This window comes from Bacillus cereus group sp. BfR-BA-01349, from assembly GCF_022663795.1.
GTDB classification, from domain to species: domain Bacteria; phylum Bacillota; class Bacilli; order Bacillales; family Bacillaceae_G; genus Bacillus_A; species Bacillus_A cereus.
Genome location: NZ_JAKUGE010000002.1, coordinates 99,052 through 116,924, shown reverse-complemented (window position 1 = coordinate 116,924; position 17,873 = coordinate 99,052). Strand labels below are relative to the sequence as shown.

Below are 17,873 nucleotides of genomic sequence, written 5' to 3'. Positions count from 1 at the left end.
ATCTTGCATTTTAGTTAAAAATTATAAATATAAATGTTGGATAAACTATACTTTCGACACAATTCATACCAATCCTCTGTGAATTGAAAATTTCTTGGGAAATTTTTTCTGATTATGTCGAATCGATATTTTTCACATATTGTAGGGAGAAAGTGAGGAATGCTATGAGGGAAATGGAGTGATGGTATGAAAAGGCTAATAGTAAGTGGTAGTGTAGTGTTGTTTATGTTTTTATTTTCTATCACTATTACTAGTGCAGAAAATAATAGTGTGAAAGTTGCTTTTATTCGTCATCATAACCTTTGGATTAAAGTTGATGGGAAAGAAATACAGATTACAAAAGGAGAGTACATAACAGGGCCGAAGTGGTCACATGATGGAGAATGGCTAGCATATGTAAAAGGGAAGAAACAAAGTATTCTTGAGTTATATCGGATGAAAGATGGAAAGAAAGTTACGCCGTTTCACTCAGAAGCATCAAATTATCAATGGTCACCAACAGAAAATATAATTGCATTTATATTTACAGGTACATTAAATACATTTGATGTAGAAAAAAAGAATGCAGATTTTGAAAATGTATCGGCTGGTGTAGGGGATTATGCATGGTACCCCGATGGAAAGAACTTTCTTGTATCCTCTGAAGCGCACTTACTTCCAACAGGATGGACAGGTGCTCAGCTATATGAAGTGCAAAAAGATGCACATATGAATCCTCACAAAATGAAGCATTTGTATGCATTGCCAAATGAACATGATGATTTCCTAGCGCTAGTAGCAAGTGGCTTTAAGTGGTCACCAGACCAAAAGTGGATTTCATTTTTAGCAGTACCGACAGCTTCATGGTCAGCTGATAGTAATACGCTTTGCTTAGTTCGTGCAGATGGCAGTCGGTTTGAAAAAGTAGATCAAATGTTATTAAACGCACAATGGTTTCAATGGGCACCATCAAAAAATATATTAGCTTATATTGAAGGGAGCGGAAGAGTTGCATTAGAAAATAAGCATTTAAAAGTAAAGGAATTGCCAGCACTTCAGCAGAACATATTTACGCCGAAAGGATATGTTGATTGGGATTTTGTATGGAAGAACGATAGAGTAATTATCGTTTCACGAGCAAAAGAGGCAGGGATAGAAACTCCACCAGAAAAAAGGCCACTACCATCTTTGTATGAGGTCGATAGTACAAGTAATGCACAGCATCAAATCACAAAGAAAACGAACAAGCAAGGGGATTACCACCCGATCTTCATGAAGAAGAGTAATCAATTAATTTGGATACGTTCAGACCGTAAGAAAGCGGATGTATGGCTTGTTCATAAAGATGGGAAACAGGAAAAGAAGTGGATTGAAAATATAGATGTACCAGCGTGGTATTATGAGAAATGGAATTGGGAAAATGTCATCTCGGTGAAATAACAATAAAAAACTGCCTAAAAGATCATTTTAGGCAGTTTTTTATTGTTATTTATGCGTTTTATTTGGCTTTTTTTTCGCTGGGTTTCCGTTCCCTTGGCGCTTTCTATTTTGTTCATCTTTTGCTTGTTTTTCATGCAGTGTATCTAAAAAGTCATTCGAGTTACTCATTTTTCTATCGCTCCTTTCATTTCGTCCTAATTACTATAACCATTTAGGAGGATAATCATGAGTTAGAAGTTAGGCACTTAATTTTCTTCGATAATGTAAGTAAAATATTCCATACATAACAAATAGCATGAGTAAAACTTGTAACTCTACATTTTCCTTTAAAATAGCTGCGATAGGGTCTGGTAAGTACGGTGATTTATCGTTTGTGCTTAAACCTAACCATTTATTTAAGAGGCTAATGGTACAAAACATAAAAACAACGGACCAGCTTGCCGCAATTGCTTTTTGTTTAATTTTTGTTTCACGTTCATCATCTGTAATCCAAGGATTAGCAGTTTTATCACTACTAAAGAAGCCGTTTATATATCCCCATACAATCATTCCAATAAAGACAATTATCCATTTCATATATGTAATTCTCCTTTCGGTGTAAAAAGTATTTTACATGTGATATTGTAATATTTTACAAAGATTAGTGTCAAACCTTTTTTACATATCGTTTTTTATACAGCAGGAATAAAGAATGCAATAGGGAAGAAATATGTGTGAGGATTTTATAGTAAGAGGAGGCTGAATATGAAAATCGTTTTTGTTCGGCATGGTGAAGGTGAACATACAACGGATTTACCAGAAAGTTTACAAGTGTTTGACCCACCATTGACGAGAGTAGGAAAGGCTCAAGCTAAATTACTTCAATGCAATGTGCCATTGCAAGAGACAGATATATTAATTGCTAGTCCTACACTTAGAACTTTGCAAACGGCGACAATATGGAGTGCGAAAGTTGCTTGTCAAAAAATCGTCCATCCATATGTATCTCCGCGTATTTTTCCTTATCGAGAAGGAGCGAAAACATTACCGTGCGATTATATAGTAGATCAGGGAATGATAACAAAGTTATTTCCGCATTTTTCGATAGAGAAAAGCTCAAATAATCAGTTATGGAAGGAAGGTATAAACACTATTTCAGAGAATAGTTTTCAGCAAATAGTAAATGAATTTCTTCTTTGGTGTTATGAACTGGGTGCTGAAAGAATTTGCATTGTATCTCACGATGGAACAATTACAGCATATAGGCAATATTTACAGAAAGTCGTTTTAACTAGATCAGATTTTTTGAAAGAAACGGGCATATATGAAATGGATTTATCCCATAAAATTCTGATTGATAAGGGCTGATTATAGGATGGGGGTTGTATGTTGAATATTGCATTAGTAGTTGGTTTTAATTCGGATTTAGAGGCGCAATCAATCCGAGCATCTCTTGAATATTTTGGTGCAAGGGTTGTGACATATTGGATTGGTAGACCGAAAGATTTTGTGGAAGTTCTTTCTGGAAAGAACTTATTTAACGATATTAATTATATTATTTTTTGCTTTCATGGTGAAGAAGGGAAGTTTGTCATGGAAGAGTTAGGCGAAGAAGTATATGAACAAGATGAACCGAGAGGGTATTTTGGTACAGAAGAAATTTATAAATATGCAAAATTGCATAATACACATATTGTAAATAGCGGGTGCACGTTAGGGGAGAAAAATCTAGCAAAATCTTTTTTACATAGTGGGGCGAAATCATATATTGGATCGATTGATTATGTAGATGGAAATGCAGCACTTATGTTTACTATACGCTTATTTTATGGGGTTATTAACCATGGGAAAACGTTAGAAGAAGCGTTTCAAGAAGCGAGTTTAATTGATGAGGAGACACATACATTTCGATTCTATAATTAGTGTTTCACATTTAACTCACATTTTTTTACATTTTTTCAATGAAAATGATTATCACTTGTGGTATGATATGTTCAAGTTTTTACAGGTAATAAAAGTTACTATATAAACATTAGTTTTTAATGTTTCATACGCATGTCACAGATTATTCATAATTAACATTTGAAAAATAAGTAACTAATGTTATTATATTATATGTAACTAACTTAATTACAACTTTAGGAGGAAGATATGGTTATTCAATTTTTAAGAGAAAACAAAGCAGTTTCTTTTGTATTAGCAGTAATTCGAGTATATCTTGGTTACACATGGTTAATGGCAGGAATCGGTAAACTACAAGGAAAAGGATTCGATGCAACAGGTTATTTGCAAGGGGCAATTGAAAAATCTAAAGGTGCACAACCGGCTGTTCAATCTTGGTGGGCATCATTCTTACAAGAATTTGCAATTCCAAATGTAGATTTGTTTAATACACTTGTAACATGGGGAGAAATTTTAGTCGGAATTGGTTTAATTGTAGGCTGTTTAACAAAAACAGCGGTCTTTTTTGGCCTTGTAATGAACTTTTCCTATATGTTTAGTGGGTCAATTGGTGTGAACCCTGAGATGGTTATCTTATCTATGTTTGTTCTTGTTTCCGGTATGAACGCTGGGAAATTTGGAATGGATGGCTTCGTTATCCCGAAAGTATTAGGATCAAAAACTCAAAAACGCCAAAAGCAAGCTGCTTAATATATGAAAACGGGTATCTCAAAATGAGATACCCGTTTATGTTATTTTTCAACTTTGATCGGATTGTTCTTAAAGAAATCTTTTACATACCCGACAAATTCTTGTGGTTCTTGGCGAAATGGTGCATGATAACCTTTTTCAATAATATGTAAAGTGCTATTTTTTAAGAAATGATGATACGTTTCTCCTTCTTTCCAGGATACGCTACTATCATTTCTGCCCCATATAATTAAAGTTGGCTGTTTTATTTCATTTGCATTAATTTTAAGACGTCTAGGCCATAATTTCATTTTATTATAATGCTCTTCATTATTACGTTTGAATTTCACTTTGCTTTCATCATAATCTGTAATAGAAGAAACGGCATTTAAATCAGTCGACAATTGTGGTTTTGGTGAGCCTTGTTTATTAACGAATGTATGAGGGCCACCTGTAGCATCAGTTAAAATAAGGTGAGTAACTGCTTCAGGATATAAATATGTTAAATTTAGAGAAATTTCTCCCCCCATGGAATGCCCCAGTATTGCGAATGAATCATACCCAAGTTTTTTCATTAATTTATAATACAAATTTGCATGAGTTGGAAAAGAATAATAAAAATCCATTGGCTTAGATGAGCGCCCGAATCCTAAAGCATCTACAGAAATAATTGTATGATCTTTTGCTAAATCGGAATAAATCTTTTGAAAACCATCTGATGACCCTCCAAAGCCATGAATCATAAGTAAAGGTGGTTTTTCATTACCAATCTTTTTAAAGTAAATGGTTTGACCATCTATTTCTACCATTTTTTCCTCGGTAGCTAGTTTCGCTGTAATTGTATTTTTAACTTGTTTTACTTGTTCTACTGGCTTTTCTGCTGCACTACATCCTACTAATAGTGTAAGAGTAAGACAACCTACCATAAAATAGCTAAATCGCTTCAATTAGGTGTCTCCTTTCTAACATAACGCTGTATCTATCATAGCAAATAGCATATTACGATTTCCAGGAAGTTGGCTACCATTTTTTATCATAAGAGGTGAAAGGAGCGTTTCTTGGAAATTTTCTGTTTGAAGAAATTTACGGAATGTAAATTGTGAGTGTGGGACATCAATTCGTACTATACCATTCCAACATTCACATATCTTTTTTAATAATTGAATAGCATCTTCTTCTTGCTTGGCGATAAGTGGATTGATACATAATATATTGCCCTTTTGTATGCATAATGAAAAAGCTTCTATACAGTTATTTCTTTCAATTTTAAAAGAGTGTACGGCCCTTGGTAATAGCAAAGAGTAAAGTAGAGAACGATTCATACCAGATGCAATTTGATCCAGAGAAGTAAGAGATATAAGGTCTTCTTCTTGTACTTGTTGTAAGTGAGAAGGGTACGTCTTAATAGTTTGCTTTTCAAAACGATGAATCGTTGTTGCTGTTTGAAATCCGCATGATGTGTATAGAGGTTCGCCAGCTTTTGTCGCAATAAGTGCAGTGGGTTGTTTTGGATGAATTTGTTCCAAGCAATGATTTAGCAACATGCGCCCTATTCCGCGTCCTTGAAAATTAGGGTGAACGATTAACATACCAATGGAAGCGAAGTTACTTGTAAAGGGAAATACTCCTCCAGTCGCAATGAGTTTGTTTTCATGAATGTAACCTACAAGTGTGCCGATAGAAAGATACATTTCGAATTGTTTTTTCATAAAAATTTCATCGTGTAACCATCCAACAGATTTGCAAAGATTAAGTAATTCAAAAATAAAAGACTCATTTAGCTTTACTATTTTCATAAAGGCTCACCGCATTTCTATTTATTTTCATAAACATAGAGTCAAAATGTAAAAAAAGAGATTTACGTTAAATGAAATCCAACTTGTTTATATTTAAATTGTAAAGGGCGGAATGATTGATACAAAAAGACAAACTTATACAAATTATAACTGATATTTACATAAGTTAACAAAAAATTTACATACAGCTAATTTTCTCTTAATAGTCTTCCATTAAATTTGATAGTGGGAAATGAATAACCTAATTAGGGGGACAAGACAGTGAAAAAGTTTGTGAAAAAAGCATGGCCATTTGCAGTTGTGGCATCATTAGCAGTTACTTCGGTAGCAACATGGAATTTTACTCGTTCTAGTGAGGTTAATGCAGATGAGAACGGAAGCAATGCAAAGATTAAAAATGTTATCGTATTAATTGGGGATGGTATGGGCCCTTCATATATGACGGCTCACCGTTATATGAAAGATAATCCAAAAACCTTTGAAATGGAATCTACAGAATTTGATAAGCATCTTGTAGGAACACAAAAAACATACCCAGAAGATGAACATGAAAATATTACAGACTCTGCATCGGCAGCAACAGCTATGTCAGCAGGAATTAAAACATATAATGCTGCAATTGCAGTTGATAATGATAAAGCGGAAGTGAAAACAGTTCTTGAGCAAGCGAAAGAAAAAGGGAAATCAACGGGACTCGTTGCAACTTCTGAAATTACACATGCAACACCAGCTGCTTTCGGTGCGCATGACATTAGCCGTAAAAATATGGACGCAATTGCAAATGATTATTTTGATGAGAAAATTAAAGGGAAGCATAAGGTAGATGTTATGCTTGGCGGCGGCGTAAAGAACTTTGTTAGAAAAGATCGTAATCTTACAGAAGAGTTTAAGAAATCTGGTTATAGCTATGTAACGGATCGAGATCAATTGTTAAATGATAAAAATGATCAAATTCTTGGTTTATTTGCACCAGGTGGATTAGATAAAATGATTGACCGCAATGAGAAAACACCTTCATTAGAAGAAATGACTAATGCAGCAATTGAGCGTTTGAACAAAAATAAAAATGGTTTCTTCTTAATGGTGGAAGGAAGTCAAATCGACTGGGCTGGACATGATAATGATATTGTTGGTGCAATGAGTGAAATGGAAGACTTCGAAAAAGCTTTCAAAGCAGCGATTGAGTTTGCGAAAAAAGATAAAAATACGTTAGTTGTTGCAACGGCAGATCACGCTACGGGTGGCTTATCTTTAGGTGCCAATGGCGAGTATAACTTTAAAGTAGATCCAATTAAAGCTGCAAAACGCACACCAGACTTTATGGCAAATGAGATTGCAAAAGGTGCAAATGTAGAAGAAACATTGAAAAAGTATATTGATTTACAATTAACTCCAGAAGAAATTCAAGCTGTAAATGATATAGCTCCGTCAAAAGATGTAACAAAGATTGATAATGCAATTGAAGATATTTTCAATAAGCGCTCGGTTACAGGCTGGACAACAGGTGGACATACAGGGGAAGATGTGAACGTGTATGCATTTGGTCCAGGTAAATACTTGTTCTCTGGTGTTCAAGAGAATACAAATATAGCGAAACGTGTCTTTGATATTGTTGGCGGTGGTGATCCGAATAAAGGAAGACGCTAATTAAGAGCGAAAGTGAGGCGAACTGCCTCGCTTTTCTTTTTAGGAGTTGGAAATATGAAAAAAATATTTGCGAAATTAAGATTCCTTCTAGCATTTGTAGTATTACTAGTTGGATGTCAACAAGAAGAGAATAATGTAGCACAAAAATCTACTACTAAAAAAACTGAGGAAAAGGTACAAATAACAAAAGAAGAAGAGAAATCTATTCAAGATGTTATTCATACATTTGTGCGAACGACCAATGAAAAAAATCTTGCAGAACATATGGAGTTATTTTCAAAGAAGATGCCTAGTGCTGAAGACTTAAAAACACAAAAAGAAGCCGTATTTCAAAAGGGAAATAAGAAAATTGAATTGGAACATATAGATATGAAAGTTAGTAAAGTAGGGTATGTTATTGTTGAAACGAAAGAAAAGGAAGTAGACGACAGTATTACTCTTCAAAAGAAAGTACAGTATGCCCTTGGAAAAGAAGAGGGTAAATGGAAGATTGAAGAGGTTCGAACGATAGAGAAAAAATAACGTGAAACTTTAATAAGTGTGAAGTCGTACTTCCCAAAAATAATAGAAAAAAGGTTCTCATTGGCGAGAACCTTTTTTTATAGTGGTAGCATAATTTGATTTGAACATGCCTCAATATCATCAATATCTTGACGAATTGTGGCCATTTTATTATCCAGATCTTCAGCTTTCATTGCTGCATCATGTAGTTCATCTTTTAAATACTCCGGTATTTTTCCTTCATATTTATAATAAAGTTTGTGTTCTAAACTTGCCCAAAAGTCCATTGCCAGTGTACGTAACTGAATTTCTGCAAATACATCTTTTGTACCAGAATTTAGTGACAAAGGGTATTTAATGATCATGTGTAAACTTTTATATCCGTTTCGTTTTGGGTTAGCGATATAATCTTTTACTTCTATGACTTCCATATCCTCGCGTTTTTGAATGACTTCTTTCAAATGATAGATATCTTCTACGAAGCAACATGTAATACGAATACCAATAATATCTTGTAAATGTGTTTGAGCATTTTCAACTGTTGGTAATAAGCTTTTGCGCTCTAGTTTTTTAATAATACTTTTAGGTTGTTTTAGTCTTGTTTTTATATGTTCAAACGGGTTGTAATCCTCTAGAAATTGAGCTTCCCGGTTCATAATTTCAAATTTAGTTTTTAACTCTTCTAAAGCAAATGTATATGGTAATACAAAAGCTTTCCAGTAGTTAACTGTTGATTGATTATATTCCATTTATATACACACCTTTTCCTATTTGCAAGTGAGGTCGTTATTATACTAAATACCAAATCATATAAGCGCAAGCAGCAAATGATGAGATCATAAAGCGATATTTAGTTTTCATACTTTCAACTCCTTTCGAGTAAGATTTTATATAAATAAACGTGATTGTTAATAAGTTCACTATGTACAGTTTCTATAGTAATAGATTCGTGTGAATTTCGTATGAACTAATTGTTTCAGCTTTTTGTCTTTTTTGCTGTTAATCATAATTATTATTCGGATTTAAAGTGTTTTTATTTGATTTATCTATTTGGATAAATTAATGTATATTTAAATTTACAGTTATCGAGGAGGATATATGGTGAACTTTGAAGAATTAGCAATTGCTAGACGTTCTGCAATGAAATTTATACAAGGTATAGAAATCTCTGATGAGGATTTTAAAAAAATATTTGAGTTAACTAAGCTTTCTCCATCTTGCTATAATTTGCAGCACACACATTATGTTGTAATTCGTGATCAAGAGCGAAAAGAAAGATTAAAAGAATTAGCTTTTGGTCAATATAAAGTATCGAGTGCATCAGCGGTAGTGCTCGTTTGTGGTGATAAAAAAGCATACCAAAATGTTGAAAATATTTACTTCGGTATGAAAGTTTTAAAAATGATTGATGAATGTGAATATGAAGATACAATTAGGCAAACGAAAGGTTTATATGAAGGAAAAGGAGAGCGTTTCATGGAGGATGAAGCGATTAGAAATGCTTCGTTAAGCGCGATGACTTTTATGTACGCAGCTAAATATTATGGCTATGATACATGTCCAATGATTGGTTTCAATGAAAAAGCAGTACAAAGTGAATTGAATATGCCGGAGCATATAGTACCTGTTTTAATGATTACGATAGGAAAAAGTGATACGACTAAAACTCGCCCACGAGGATATCGAAAGCCGATTAGTGAGTTTGTTACATACGAATCGTTTTAATAAAGTGAAACTTTTAATCAGTGGGGGTCTTACTGCTCGTTAATGCGGGAGAAAATTTATTTAACTATAAAAACAAGGGGGTTCTAAATGGAATCTTCTTGTTTTTGCAATTGACAAATAGAATGAAGTTTTATAATATATAAATCGTAATCATTACGTTTTAGTTGCGATCTTTGAAAGAAAGGAGAAATAAATATGCGTGTAAATATTACATTAGCTTGTACGGAGTGCGGCGATCGTAATTACATTTCTAAAAAAAATAAACGAAACAATCCAGAACGCATCGAACTAAAAAAATATTGTCCACGGTTAAAGCGAGTAACGTTACATCGTGAAACGAAGTAGAAGACTAGAGATATCTCTAGTCTTTTTTGTTAATAAATTTTAGTTTTCTTTGTTATAATTACCTTAAATTGTAAGATTGAGGAGGGGAATAATGAATCAAAAAGATAAAGAGAGAAAAGAGCGAGTGGCTCATATTATTGATATTCCAGGTGATTATAGGCTTGTTGTAGATGATCAAGAAGGGGTTGATGACCCGTATCATTTATTGTGGTGGGCACATAAAGATGATGAGGAGAAACAGATACAAATTACATTAAATAGACATACTGGTAATTTAATTGAATTTAGGATAGATGATGAAAATTCTTTTTCAAGTGGCAAGGAAGCGATAGAGGAGAAGAAGGCAAGAGAGATTGCAAATGCGTTCTTGAAAAAATATACAAAAGAAGGATATGAATTCTATACATATGTAACGGTTAAGGACGACGGGCACGGTTGGAAAGAAGTAAATTATATGCAAGAAGTGAATAGCTATCCATTGCCGAATACAGGGTGCGTTGTGCGAGTGCACCCTTCAGGTAATGTTGTGCATTTTCATTACAATGGACAAAAAGCTATAGAGAAAAAAACGTTATGGCCAAGTGAAATTGTTGAGGAGAATATCGTTTTAGAAAATTTGAAAGCTAGACAAGATATGAGACTTGTATTTGTAGATTTAACATACTCTTCATGTGAGTATGAAAGCGGGGAAGAAGTAAAAGGGTACCATCTTGTATATGAACCAGAGCCTAGTCATGCGTTTATTGATGCAAGTACAGGTAAAGATTTATTTGGACCAGATCATTATAGATTACCTTCGGTTGTAGCTGTTGAAAAATCGAAAAAAGGTAACGAACGAGGTGATGTATTCGAATTATTTGACTGGAATAAAGAAGGTTTTACAAAAGTAGATGAGACAGAAAATGATGATGAAATAAGGATGAAATTTGTTCCGAAAGAGGAATTACAAAAACAGAAAGAAGAAAAGGATCCATATTTAATGAATGAATTCTTTAAAAAGCATTTACCGATGTTGAAATATAATAATTTAGTTAGCGTTAAAATTGATAAATTAACCAATGAATTAACTGGTTTTATAAAACTGACAGATGATAAAGAAGTAAAGCAAATACTGTCTAGAGAGGAATGTTTACAAAAAGCACTTCAATTTTTAGAACGAGTTATTCCAGATATCACACAATATCTGCGTCTTTGGGAGGAACGTGAAGAAGCAGAAGATGGGATTGAAAGATTTATCTTTTCTGTATATATAAATGATATTCCGGCAGAGTATAACCAATTTATGATTAACATCAATGCAGAAAATGGTGCTGTTATGCACTACTCGGGGGAGTCTAGCAACTTTATAAAAGAATTGCTCACATATGAAATAACACCAAAAGTAACTAAAGAAAAAGCGTTAGAAATATACAGAGAGGCTATCCGAGTTAAATTAGAATGGTTTTTAGATCATGATGCAGAGGAAACGAAATACAAACTACTTTACAAACAAACGACAGATGAAAAACATAAAGAACCTTTTAATTGTAGGCGGGAAATTCGTTATATTGATGCCCAAGCGGGGAGAAAGATTTGGAGTAAGTAAAATAACTCTTTTTATTTTTATACTTTGCCTGTTCGTTTTTCAAAAGTAAATGTGATAGGAAGATTGGAATGAGAGCTATCACTTTTAAATATTACTTTCCATTCTTTAGTATGGGCTTTAATTTCAAAATTAAGAAGATTCATCGCTCTACGTTTATCTATTTCTAAAAACATATTATGAATTTCTGGTTCTTGCTGTAAATTAAGAGCCTTTAGTGTGACTGTAAATGTGAAAAAATTCTGCCCTTCATATACTATTTTTGATATTTTTGTTTTTTGTTTATTTAACAGCACATAAAAACGGTCTGATGGAGTTAATTGTACAGAGTCATCAGTAATTTCATTTTCGCTATTATGAAGTTCAACTAAGAAAGATGTACTATGGGAAGAATCTTTTTTGCTTGTAATCTGTAATTCAGTAGGAATCATCGGTATTTCATAAAAATCATTCCTTATTATGTTGTTGTAATCCTCTGAAAATTTACGAACTTCTTTTGGAAAAGAGTCTTCTTGTGTACTTAAAAAAGTTTTGTTTTGCTTTGGAATTTTTTTACTAAAGTTTAATGTTTCTTTAAAGTAATAATTGGATCCAGTTAAAAATAAACAACTACAGATTAATAAAAAAATTCGATACGGATTTTGAAAGTGAAAGAATAATAGTATACATGTAATAATTCCAATTACATAGAAAATAAAGATAAGTAGTTCTAGTTTTGAGTGAAAGGAGAAACCATAGTTATGAAAAAATTTTATTCCAGTTATAATTTGAGCTCCAAAAAATAAAGAAATTCCAAATTGAAAAAATAATAAATCAGGCCCTCTTTTAATAACAAAAGTAATGAACGAAATGAAAAGTAAAAATACCCCTAAATAAATTGTTACATTTAATAATCGTTCTAATGTAATCATGAATAGTGTCCCCTTTAATAGCATATTCATATATAAATAACAATTTTATTTAATTATAATATAACGATAAAATATTTTAAATGTTAGAAGTGTTGAGTTTTATAAATAAACTGTACAGACACAAACAACCTCACGCCCACATACACATAATAAAGACCACTATTTTGGCGGAGGTGAAAGGTTTGAGTCTATTCGCCGCAATTGGATATATGGTTCGAGAAGTGTTTGTCTTTGTTTCTTATGTGAAGAACAATGCGTTCCCGCAGCCGTTATCATCAGATGATGAGAGAAAGTACTTAGAGTTAATGGAGCAAGGTGATGCTCAAGCGAGAAATCTTTTAATTGAACATAATTTACGGCTTGTAGCTCATATCGTTAAAAAATTTGAGAACACAGGAGAAGATGCAGAAGATTTAATTTCAATTGGTACGATCGGGCTCATTAAAGCGATCGAGAGCTATTCTGCAGGAAAGGGAACGAAGCTTGCGACGTATGCAGCACGCTGTATTGAAAATGAAATTTTGATGCATTTACGTGTACTAAAGAAAACGAAAAAAGATGTTTCACTTCATGATCCGATCGGGCAAGATAAAGAGGGCAATGAAATATCGCTTATTGATATATTAAAATCAGAGTCTGAAGATGTAATTGATATGATTCAGCTTAGTATGGAGTTAGAAAAAATTAAAGAGTATATCGATATTTTAGACGAAAGAGAAAAAGAAGTGATTGTGAAACGTTTTGGACTTGGGCTAGATAAGGAGAAAACACAGCGGGAAATCGCTAAGGCGCTTGGTATTTCTAGAAGCTACGTATCACGGATTGAAAAGCGTGCTTTAATGAAAATGTTCCACGAGTTTGTAAGGGCAGAGAAAGAGAAAAAAGCGAAAGAGTAAAGTGTATTAGAAGCAGCCATATTTAAAATGGGCTGCTTTTCTTATTGTAAATAAGAAAAGAAAACGCGTTATGCTAAGAAGAAATACATGTTCACTGTTGAAAATGACGGATTCTATCTGTAATATTAGAAGGTGCTAAATAATTTAAGAATAATACCATACTTAGTTTTCTGTATATATAATAAGGCTGCTTTATATGATATGTGGGAATAAGAACCAATTTTACATATGATATAGAAAGAAAAGAAGGGAAAACTAAAGTTATAGACTGATTAGGGGGTTTCGCAATTTGCGACGTACATTATATCGACTTATGATAGAACTTACAAATGGTCGCTTTACTTCTTATATATTACGTAAATTTGCACAATCTCGTTTGAGCTCTATCATTATTCCATCGTACGCGAAAGTTTTTCAAATTAATCAAGATGAGATGGAAAAGGGTTTGAAGGAATATAGAACATTGCATGAATTATTTACGCGTAAGCTAAAAGAAGGAAAGCGTAGTATTGATACAGATGCATCGAGTATCGTTAGTCCTGTTGATGGTGTTTTTGCAGATCATGGTCCTATTGAGGATGCAAAAACATTTGATATTAAAGAAAAGCGCTATTCAATTGTGGATATGCTAGGTAATGAAGAACGTGCAACGCGATATGCAGGCGGTACATATATGGTAATTTATTTGAGTCCAAGTCATTATCATCGCATTCATAGTCCGCTTTCTGGTTCTGTGACTGAAAGATTTGTACTCGGTAGAAAATCATATCCGGTAAATGCAGCTGGTATGGAATACGGGAAAGAACCACTGTCAAAAAATTATCGTTCTGTTACAGAAGTAAGCAGTGATGGCGAGCATATGGCTCTTGTAAAAGTAGGTGCTATGTTTGTTAATAGTATCGAGCTTTTGCATGAGAGAGACACTGTTCAAAAAGGTGAAGAAATGGCATACTTTACATTTGGTTCAACAGTTGTGTTATTGTTTGAAAAAGATATGATAGAAGTAGTGCAGGAATTAAAGAGTGGACAAGAGCTTCGTCTTGGTGAAAAAATAGCTACTCGCTTAGCTCATAAATAAAGAAAAGCTTTTATAACCGTAAGTAAGAGTTATGGGCAAAGATACTTAATGATGAAATCCCCTAGATGGGAGTACTTGTTTATTCGAGAGCCATCGTAGATGGCTCTTTTTACAAGGCATCTAATAATTTATCCTGTAACTGTTTGATTGGTAAGGGCTGATTAAACTTTCACTTTATATGTAATCAAGATGATTTGACAAGCTTGTCCTCTAATGAGCGTCTAATGATTTCTTGTTTTATAAGTAAAATGAAGTCGGGATTTAATTTTAGTTCTTTTGCTTTATAATAAGACTCAGTGAGTAACTCAGTGGATAACTGTTCCATATGTTTTGTTTTCAAGGTGAGTCACCTCCTAATAATATAAGGATTGATTCGTTGATGCATTTAATGTACCAAAAAAATATGACAGTCACAAACGAGTGGTTATCCACATACCTAGGTGGATAAAGTGTGTATAGTTTGTTAGTAAATTCCAAATTAACTGAAAAATTAATGTGGAAAATGTGTACAATTTTATCCACAGGTTATATATCGAAAAATGTTGTCGAAAAATTTTATGAAAAATCCTCAAAGAGGTGAAAGAAATTGAAACTATTTTTACCAAATGAATATGTGAAAAATGTATATCATGTTCAACCAGAAGATTTAAAAAAACGTGGGATTAAAGGCGTTATTACTGACTTAGATAACACTTTAATTGAATGGGATCGTCCCAATGCAACGCCACAACTTGAAAAATGGTTCTTGGAAATGAAAGAGCAAGGCATTCAAGTAACGGTCGTTTCAAATAATAATGAGCAACGTGTGAAAGATTTTGCTGATCCATTAGGTATTCCATTTATTCATAGTGCACGTAAACCATTTGTTCGCGCATTTAAGCGTGCGATACAAGAGATGCGTTTGCAGCCAGATGAAGTTGTAGTAATTGGAGACCAGTTACTGACTGACGTGCTTGGTGGAAACCGAGTAGGCCTTCATACAATTTTAGTTGTACCGGTAGCACAAACGGACGGATTAGTAACGCGCTTTAATCGGAAAATTGAACGAAGAATTATGAAAAATATGAAGAAAAAAGGTTTAATTAACTGGGAGGAATAAAGTTTGACTGAAACAATTAAATGTATTGGTTGCGGTGTAGAAATTCAAACAGAAAATAAAAACGAAGTGGGGTATGCTCCTGCCTCATCTTTAGAGAAAGAACAAGTCATTTGTCAACGGTGTTTTCGCCTGAAGCATTACAATGAAATTCAAGATGTATCGTTAACAGATGATGACTTCCTACGCATTTTAAATGGAATTGGAAAATCAGATGCATTAGTAGTCAAAATTGTAGATATTTTTGATTTTAATGGTAGCTGGTTACCTGGCTTACATCGTTTCGTAGGGAATAATAAAGTATTACTTGTTGGAAATAAAGCTGATTTAATTCCAAAGTCAGTAAAACATGATAAAGTAAAACATTGGATGCGCTATAGTGCAAAGCAGCTAGGATTAAAACCAGAAGATGTCTTTTTAATTAGTGCAGCGAAGGGACAAGGAATTGCTGAACTAGCAGATGCTATTGAGTATTATCGCGGCGGCAAAGATGTTTATGTTGTTGGATGTACGAATGTAGGGAAATCGACATTTATTAATCGTATGATTAAAGAATTTAGTGATGAGACTGAAAATGTAATTACAACATCTCATTTCCCAGGAACAACACTGGATTTAATTGATATTCCATTGGACGAAGAGTCTTCTTTATATGATACGCCAGGTATTATTAACCACCACCAAATGGCTCATTATGTTGGAAAGCAAAGCTTAAAGCTTATTACACCAACAAAAGAAATTAAGCCGATGGTATTCCAATTAAATGAAGAACAAACGTTATTCTTTAGTGGATTGGCACGTTTTGATTATGTAAGTGGTGGTCGTCGTGCATTTACTTGTCACTTCTCGAATCGCTTAACAATCCATCGTACAAAGCTTGAGAAAGCAGATGAATTATATAAAAATCATGCCGGGGATTTACTAAGCCCACCAACGCCAGAAGAATTAGCAAATATGCCTGAGCTAGTGAAATACGAATTTAATATTCGTGAACCTAAAACGGATGTTGTATTCTCTGGATTAGGATGGGTTACTGTGAACGAACCAGGAGCAAAAATTGTTGCACACGTACCAAAAGGAGTAAGTGTTTCACTACGTAAATCTTTAATTTAATATGGAGAGGGATTTATGAAACAATTATATGGTGTAATCGGAAATCCAATTGGACATTCATTATCACCCGTTATGCATAACGATGCATTTGAACACTTGAATATGGATGCCCATTATCATGCGTTCCTTGTTGAAGAGGAATTGCTAGGGGAAGCAGTAAGAGGTTTAAAAGCATTAGGTATTTCAGGATTTAATGTAACAACTCCGCACAAGGTTGCTATTATGGAGTATTTGGATGAGATTGACCCATTGGCAAGGAAAATCGGTGCAGTAAATACAGTGGTTCATAAGGATGGAAGATTAATTGGCTATAACACAGACGGGATTGGTTTTGTTCGAGCGCTGCAGTCAATTAGTAATGAACCACTTCAAGGGAAACGTATTTTGTTACTTGGTTCAGGTGGTGCTAGCCGAGCTATTTATTTTTCTCTTGCTGATGTAGGTGTAAAAGAGATTGATGTAGCCAATCGTACAGTAAATAAGGCGAAGGAACTTATTGCTGCACGTACGGCCGATGTTAATTCTATTGCTTTGTCGTTAGAAAAAGCGACAGAAGAACAAGGAAATTATGATATTATCATTCAGACGACAACGATAGGTATGCATCCGCACGTAGAATATACGCCATTACAAATTTGTTCGTTAAAAAAAGGAACGATTGTATCAGATATAATTTATAATCCATTTCAAACGAAAATTTTATGTGAGGCAAAAGAGCAAGGTGCAATCATTCAAAATGGTATTGATATGTTTGTTTATCAAGGAGCACTTGCATTTGAAATGTGGACAGGACGCACGCCAAATATCGAGAGAATGAAACAATTAGTTATAGAAAAGCTTGGAGGCTAACATATATGTTAACAGGAAAACAAAAAAGATTTTTACGTGCACAAGCACATCATTTAACACCAATTTTTCAAGTAGGAAAAGGCGGAGTAAATGAAAATATGATTAAACAAATTGCAGATACTTTAGAAGCTCGTGAGTTATTTAAAGTAAGTGTATTACAAAACTGTGAATTTGATCGCCGTGAGGTTGCGGAAGAACTTGCAAAAGGTGCACGTGCTGAAATCGTTCAAGTAATTGGAAGCACAATCGTTTTATACAAAGAATCAAGCGAAAATAAACAAATTAAGCTTCCTCGATAAAAAGAT

At 33.7% G+C, this 17,873-nt stretch carries 22 protein-coding genes; 15 read left to right on the top strand and 7 right to left on the bottom strand.

Features of this window, described 5'->3' with window-relative positions:
- Positions 1–186: 186 nt before the first annotated feature.
- Entirely contained in the window at positions 187–1,419 is a 1,233-nt protein-coding gene (locus tag MR169_RS01925) for a TolB family protein (protein WP_000825728.1), read from the top strand.
- A 45-nt stretch (positions 1,420–1,464) separates the two neighbouring features.
- On the opposite strand, the gene MR169_RS01920 is transcribed toward MR169_RS01925, so the two are convergent.
- Positions 1,465–1,587, bottom strand: coding sequence for a DUF4023 domain-containing protein (locus MR169_RS01920; RefSeq protein ID WP_000071861.1), 123 nt, complete (start codon positions 1,585–1,587; stop codon positions 1,465–1,467).
- 69 nt (positions 1,588–1,656) lie between these two features.
- Entirely contained in the window at positions 1,657–1,995 is a 339-nt protein-coding gene (locus tag MR169_RS01915; RefSeq protein ID WP_044795871.1) for a hypothetical protein, read from the bottom strand.
- Between the two features lie 168 nt (positions 1,996–2,163).
- Here MR169_RS01915 and MR169_RS01910 point away from each other — a divergent pair, with 168 nt between their 5' ends.
- The 3 genes from MR169_RS01910 to MR169_RS01900 all read left to right on the top strand — a co-directional run bounded on the left by MR169_RS01910 (position 2,164) and on the right by MR169_RS01900 (position 4,050).
- Positions 2,164–2,766, top strand: a complete 603-nt coding sequence (locus MR169_RS01910; RefSeq protein WP_044795872.1) for a histidine phosphatase family protein — start codon at positions 2,164–2,166, stop codon at positions 2,764–2,766.
- A gap of 18 nt (positions 2,767–2,784) precedes the next feature.
- Positions 2,785–3,321, top strand: a complete 537-nt coding sequence (locus MR169_RS01905; RefSeq protein ID WP_000931924.1) for a hypothetical protein — start codon at positions 2,785–2,787, stop codon at positions 3,319–3,321.
- A gap of 228 nt (positions 3,322–3,549) precedes the next feature.
- Positions 3,550–4,050, top strand: a complete 501-nt coding sequence (locus MR169_RS01900; RefSeq protein ID WP_000236612.1) for a DoxX family protein — start codon at positions 3,550–3,552, stop codon at positions 4,048–4,050.
- 41 nt (positions 4,051–4,091) lie between these two features.
- Here MR169_RS01900 and MR169_RS01895 read toward each other — a convergent pair whose 3' ends face one another.
- Both MR169_RS01895 and MR169_RS01890 read right to left on the bottom strand, forming a co-directional pair.
- Complete coding sequence (locus MR169_RS01895) at positions 4,092–4,976, bottom strand: alpha/beta fold hydrolase (RefSeq protein WP_242318807.1); 885 nt, start codon at positions 4,974–4,976, stop codon at positions 4,092–4,094.
- A 15-nt stretch (positions 4,977–4,991) separates the two neighbouring features.
- Positions 4,992–5,825: a GNAT family N-acetyltransferase gene (locus MR169_RS01890; protein WP_242318806.1), complete on the bottom strand. Its 834-nt coding sequence runs from the start codon at positions 5,823–5,825 to the stop codon at positions 4,992–4,994.
- Between the two features lie 261 nt (positions 5,826–6,086).
- On the opposite strand from MR169_RS01890, the gene MR169_RS01885 reads away from it, so the two are divergent.
- A complete protein-coding gene (locus MR169_RS01885; RefSeq protein ID WP_000714912.1) occupies positions 6,087–7,472 on the top strand; it encodes an alkaline phosphatase in 1,386 nt (461 codons plus the stop codon).
- 54 nt (positions 7,473–7,526) lie between these two features.
- Positions 7,527–7,994, top strand: coding sequence for a hypothetical protein (locus tag MR169_RS01880; protein ID WP_242318805.1), 468 nt, complete (start codon positions 7,527–7,529; stop codon positions 7,992–7,994).
- 77 nt (positions 7,995–8,071) lie between these two features.
- Here the strand turns inward: MR169_RS01880 and MR169_RS01875 are convergent, their stop codons facing one another.
- Complete coding sequence (locus MR169_RS01875; protein ID WP_242318804.1) at positions 8,072–8,722, bottom strand: GTP pyrophosphokinase; 651 nt, start codon at positions 8,720–8,722, stop codon at positions 8,072–8,074.
- A 349-nt stretch (positions 8,723–9,071) separates the two neighbouring features.
- Between MR169_RS01875 and MR169_RS01870 the strand changes: the two genes are divergently transcribed.
- The 3 genes from MR169_RS01870 to MR169_RS01860 all read left to right on the top strand — a co-directional run bounded on the left by MR169_RS01870 (position 9,072) and on the right by MR169_RS01860 (position 11,628).
- Positions 9,072–9,698 carry a nitroreductase family protein gene (locus tag MR169_RS01870; RefSeq protein WP_242318803.1) on the top strand — a complete coding sequence of 209 codons (627 nt, stop codon included), beginning with the start codon at positions 9,072–9,074 and terminating at the stop codon, positions 9,696–9,698.
- A 195-nt stretch (positions 9,699–9,893) separates the two neighbouring features.
- On the top strand, positions 9,894–10,043 hold the full coding sequence (rpmG, locus tag MR169_RS01865) for a 50S ribosomal protein L33 (RefSeq protein WP_001265617.1): 150 nt from the start codon (positions 9,894–9,896) through the stop codon (positions 10,041–10,043).
- A 91-nt stretch (positions 10,044–10,134) separates the two neighbouring features.
- Positions 10,135–11,628 (top strand): YcdB/YcdC domain-containing protein, encoded by a 1,494-nt coding sequence (locus MR169_RS01860; protein WP_242318802.1) that lies wholly within the window; start codon positions 10,135–10,137, stop codon positions 11,626–11,628.
- 17 nt (positions 11,629–11,645) lie between these two features.
- On the opposite strand, the gene MR169_RS01855 is transcribed toward MR169_RS01860, so the two are convergent.
- Positions 11,646–12,566 carry a hypothetical protein gene (locus MR169_RS01855; protein WP_002000984.1) on the bottom strand — a complete coding sequence of 307 codons (921 nt, stop codon included), beginning with the start codon at positions 12,564–12,566 and terminating at the stop codon, positions 11,646–11,648.
- 152 nt (positions 12,567–12,718) lie between these two features.
- On the opposite strand from MR169_RS01855, the gene sigK reads away from it, so the two are divergent.
- Both sigK and MR169_RS01845 read left to right on the top strand, forming a co-directional pair.
- Complete coding sequence (gene sigK, locus MR169_RS01850) at positions 12,719–13,432, top strand: RNA polymerase sporulation sigma factor SigK (protein ID WP_000051382.1); 714 nt, start codon at positions 12,719–12,721, stop codon at positions 13,430–13,432.
- 289 nt (positions 13,433–13,721) lie between these two features.
- Positions 13,722–14,510 carry a phosphatidylserine decarboxylase gene (locus MR169_RS01845; RefSeq protein ID WP_242318801.1) on the top strand — a complete coding sequence of 263 codons (789 nt, stop codon included), beginning with the start codon at positions 13,722–13,724 and terminating at the stop codon, positions 14,508–14,510.
- Between the two features lie 184 nt (positions 14,511–14,694).
- Here the strand turns inward: MR169_RS01845 and sda are convergent, their stop codons facing one another.
- On the bottom strand, positions 14,695–14,850 hold the full coding sequence (gene sda, locus MR169_RS01840; protein ID WP_000850094.1) for a sporulation histidine kinase inhibitor Sda: 156 nt from the start codon (positions 14,848–14,850) through the stop codon (positions 14,695–14,697).
- A gap of 246 nt (positions 14,851–15,096) precedes the next feature.
- On the opposite strand from sda, the gene MR169_RS01835 reads away from it, so the two are divergent.
- From MR169_RS01835 to yhbY, 4 genes are read left to right on the top strand one after another with little or no spacing between them, the layout of a single operon-like run.
- Positions 15,097–15,609, top strand: coding sequence for a YqeG family HAD IIIA-type phosphatase (locus MR169_RS01835; protein ID WP_000765314.1), 513 nt, complete (start codon positions 15,097–15,099; stop codon positions 15,607–15,609).
- A gap of 3 nt (positions 15,610–15,612) precedes the next feature.
- A complete protein-coding gene (gene yqeH, locus MR169_RS01830; protein WP_000140799.1) occupies positions 15,613–16,719 on the top strand; it encodes a ribosome biogenesis GTPase YqeH in 1,107 nt (368 codons plus the stop codon).
- Between the two features lie 15 nt (positions 16,720–16,734).
- A complete protein-coding gene (gene aroE, locus MR169_RS01825; RefSeq protein ID WP_044795880.1) occupies positions 16,735–17,568 on the top strand; it encodes a shikimate dehydrogenase in 834 nt (277 codons plus the stop codon).
- A 5-nt stretch (positions 17,569–17,573) separates the two neighbouring features.
- Positions 17,574–17,867: a ribosome assembly RNA-binding protein YhbY gene (yhbY, locus tag MR169_RS01820; protein WP_242318800.1), complete on the top strand. Its 294-nt coding sequence runs from the start codon at positions 17,574–17,576 to the stop codon at positions 17,865–17,867.
- The last annotated feature ends 6 nt before the right edge of the window (positions 17,868–17,873 follow it).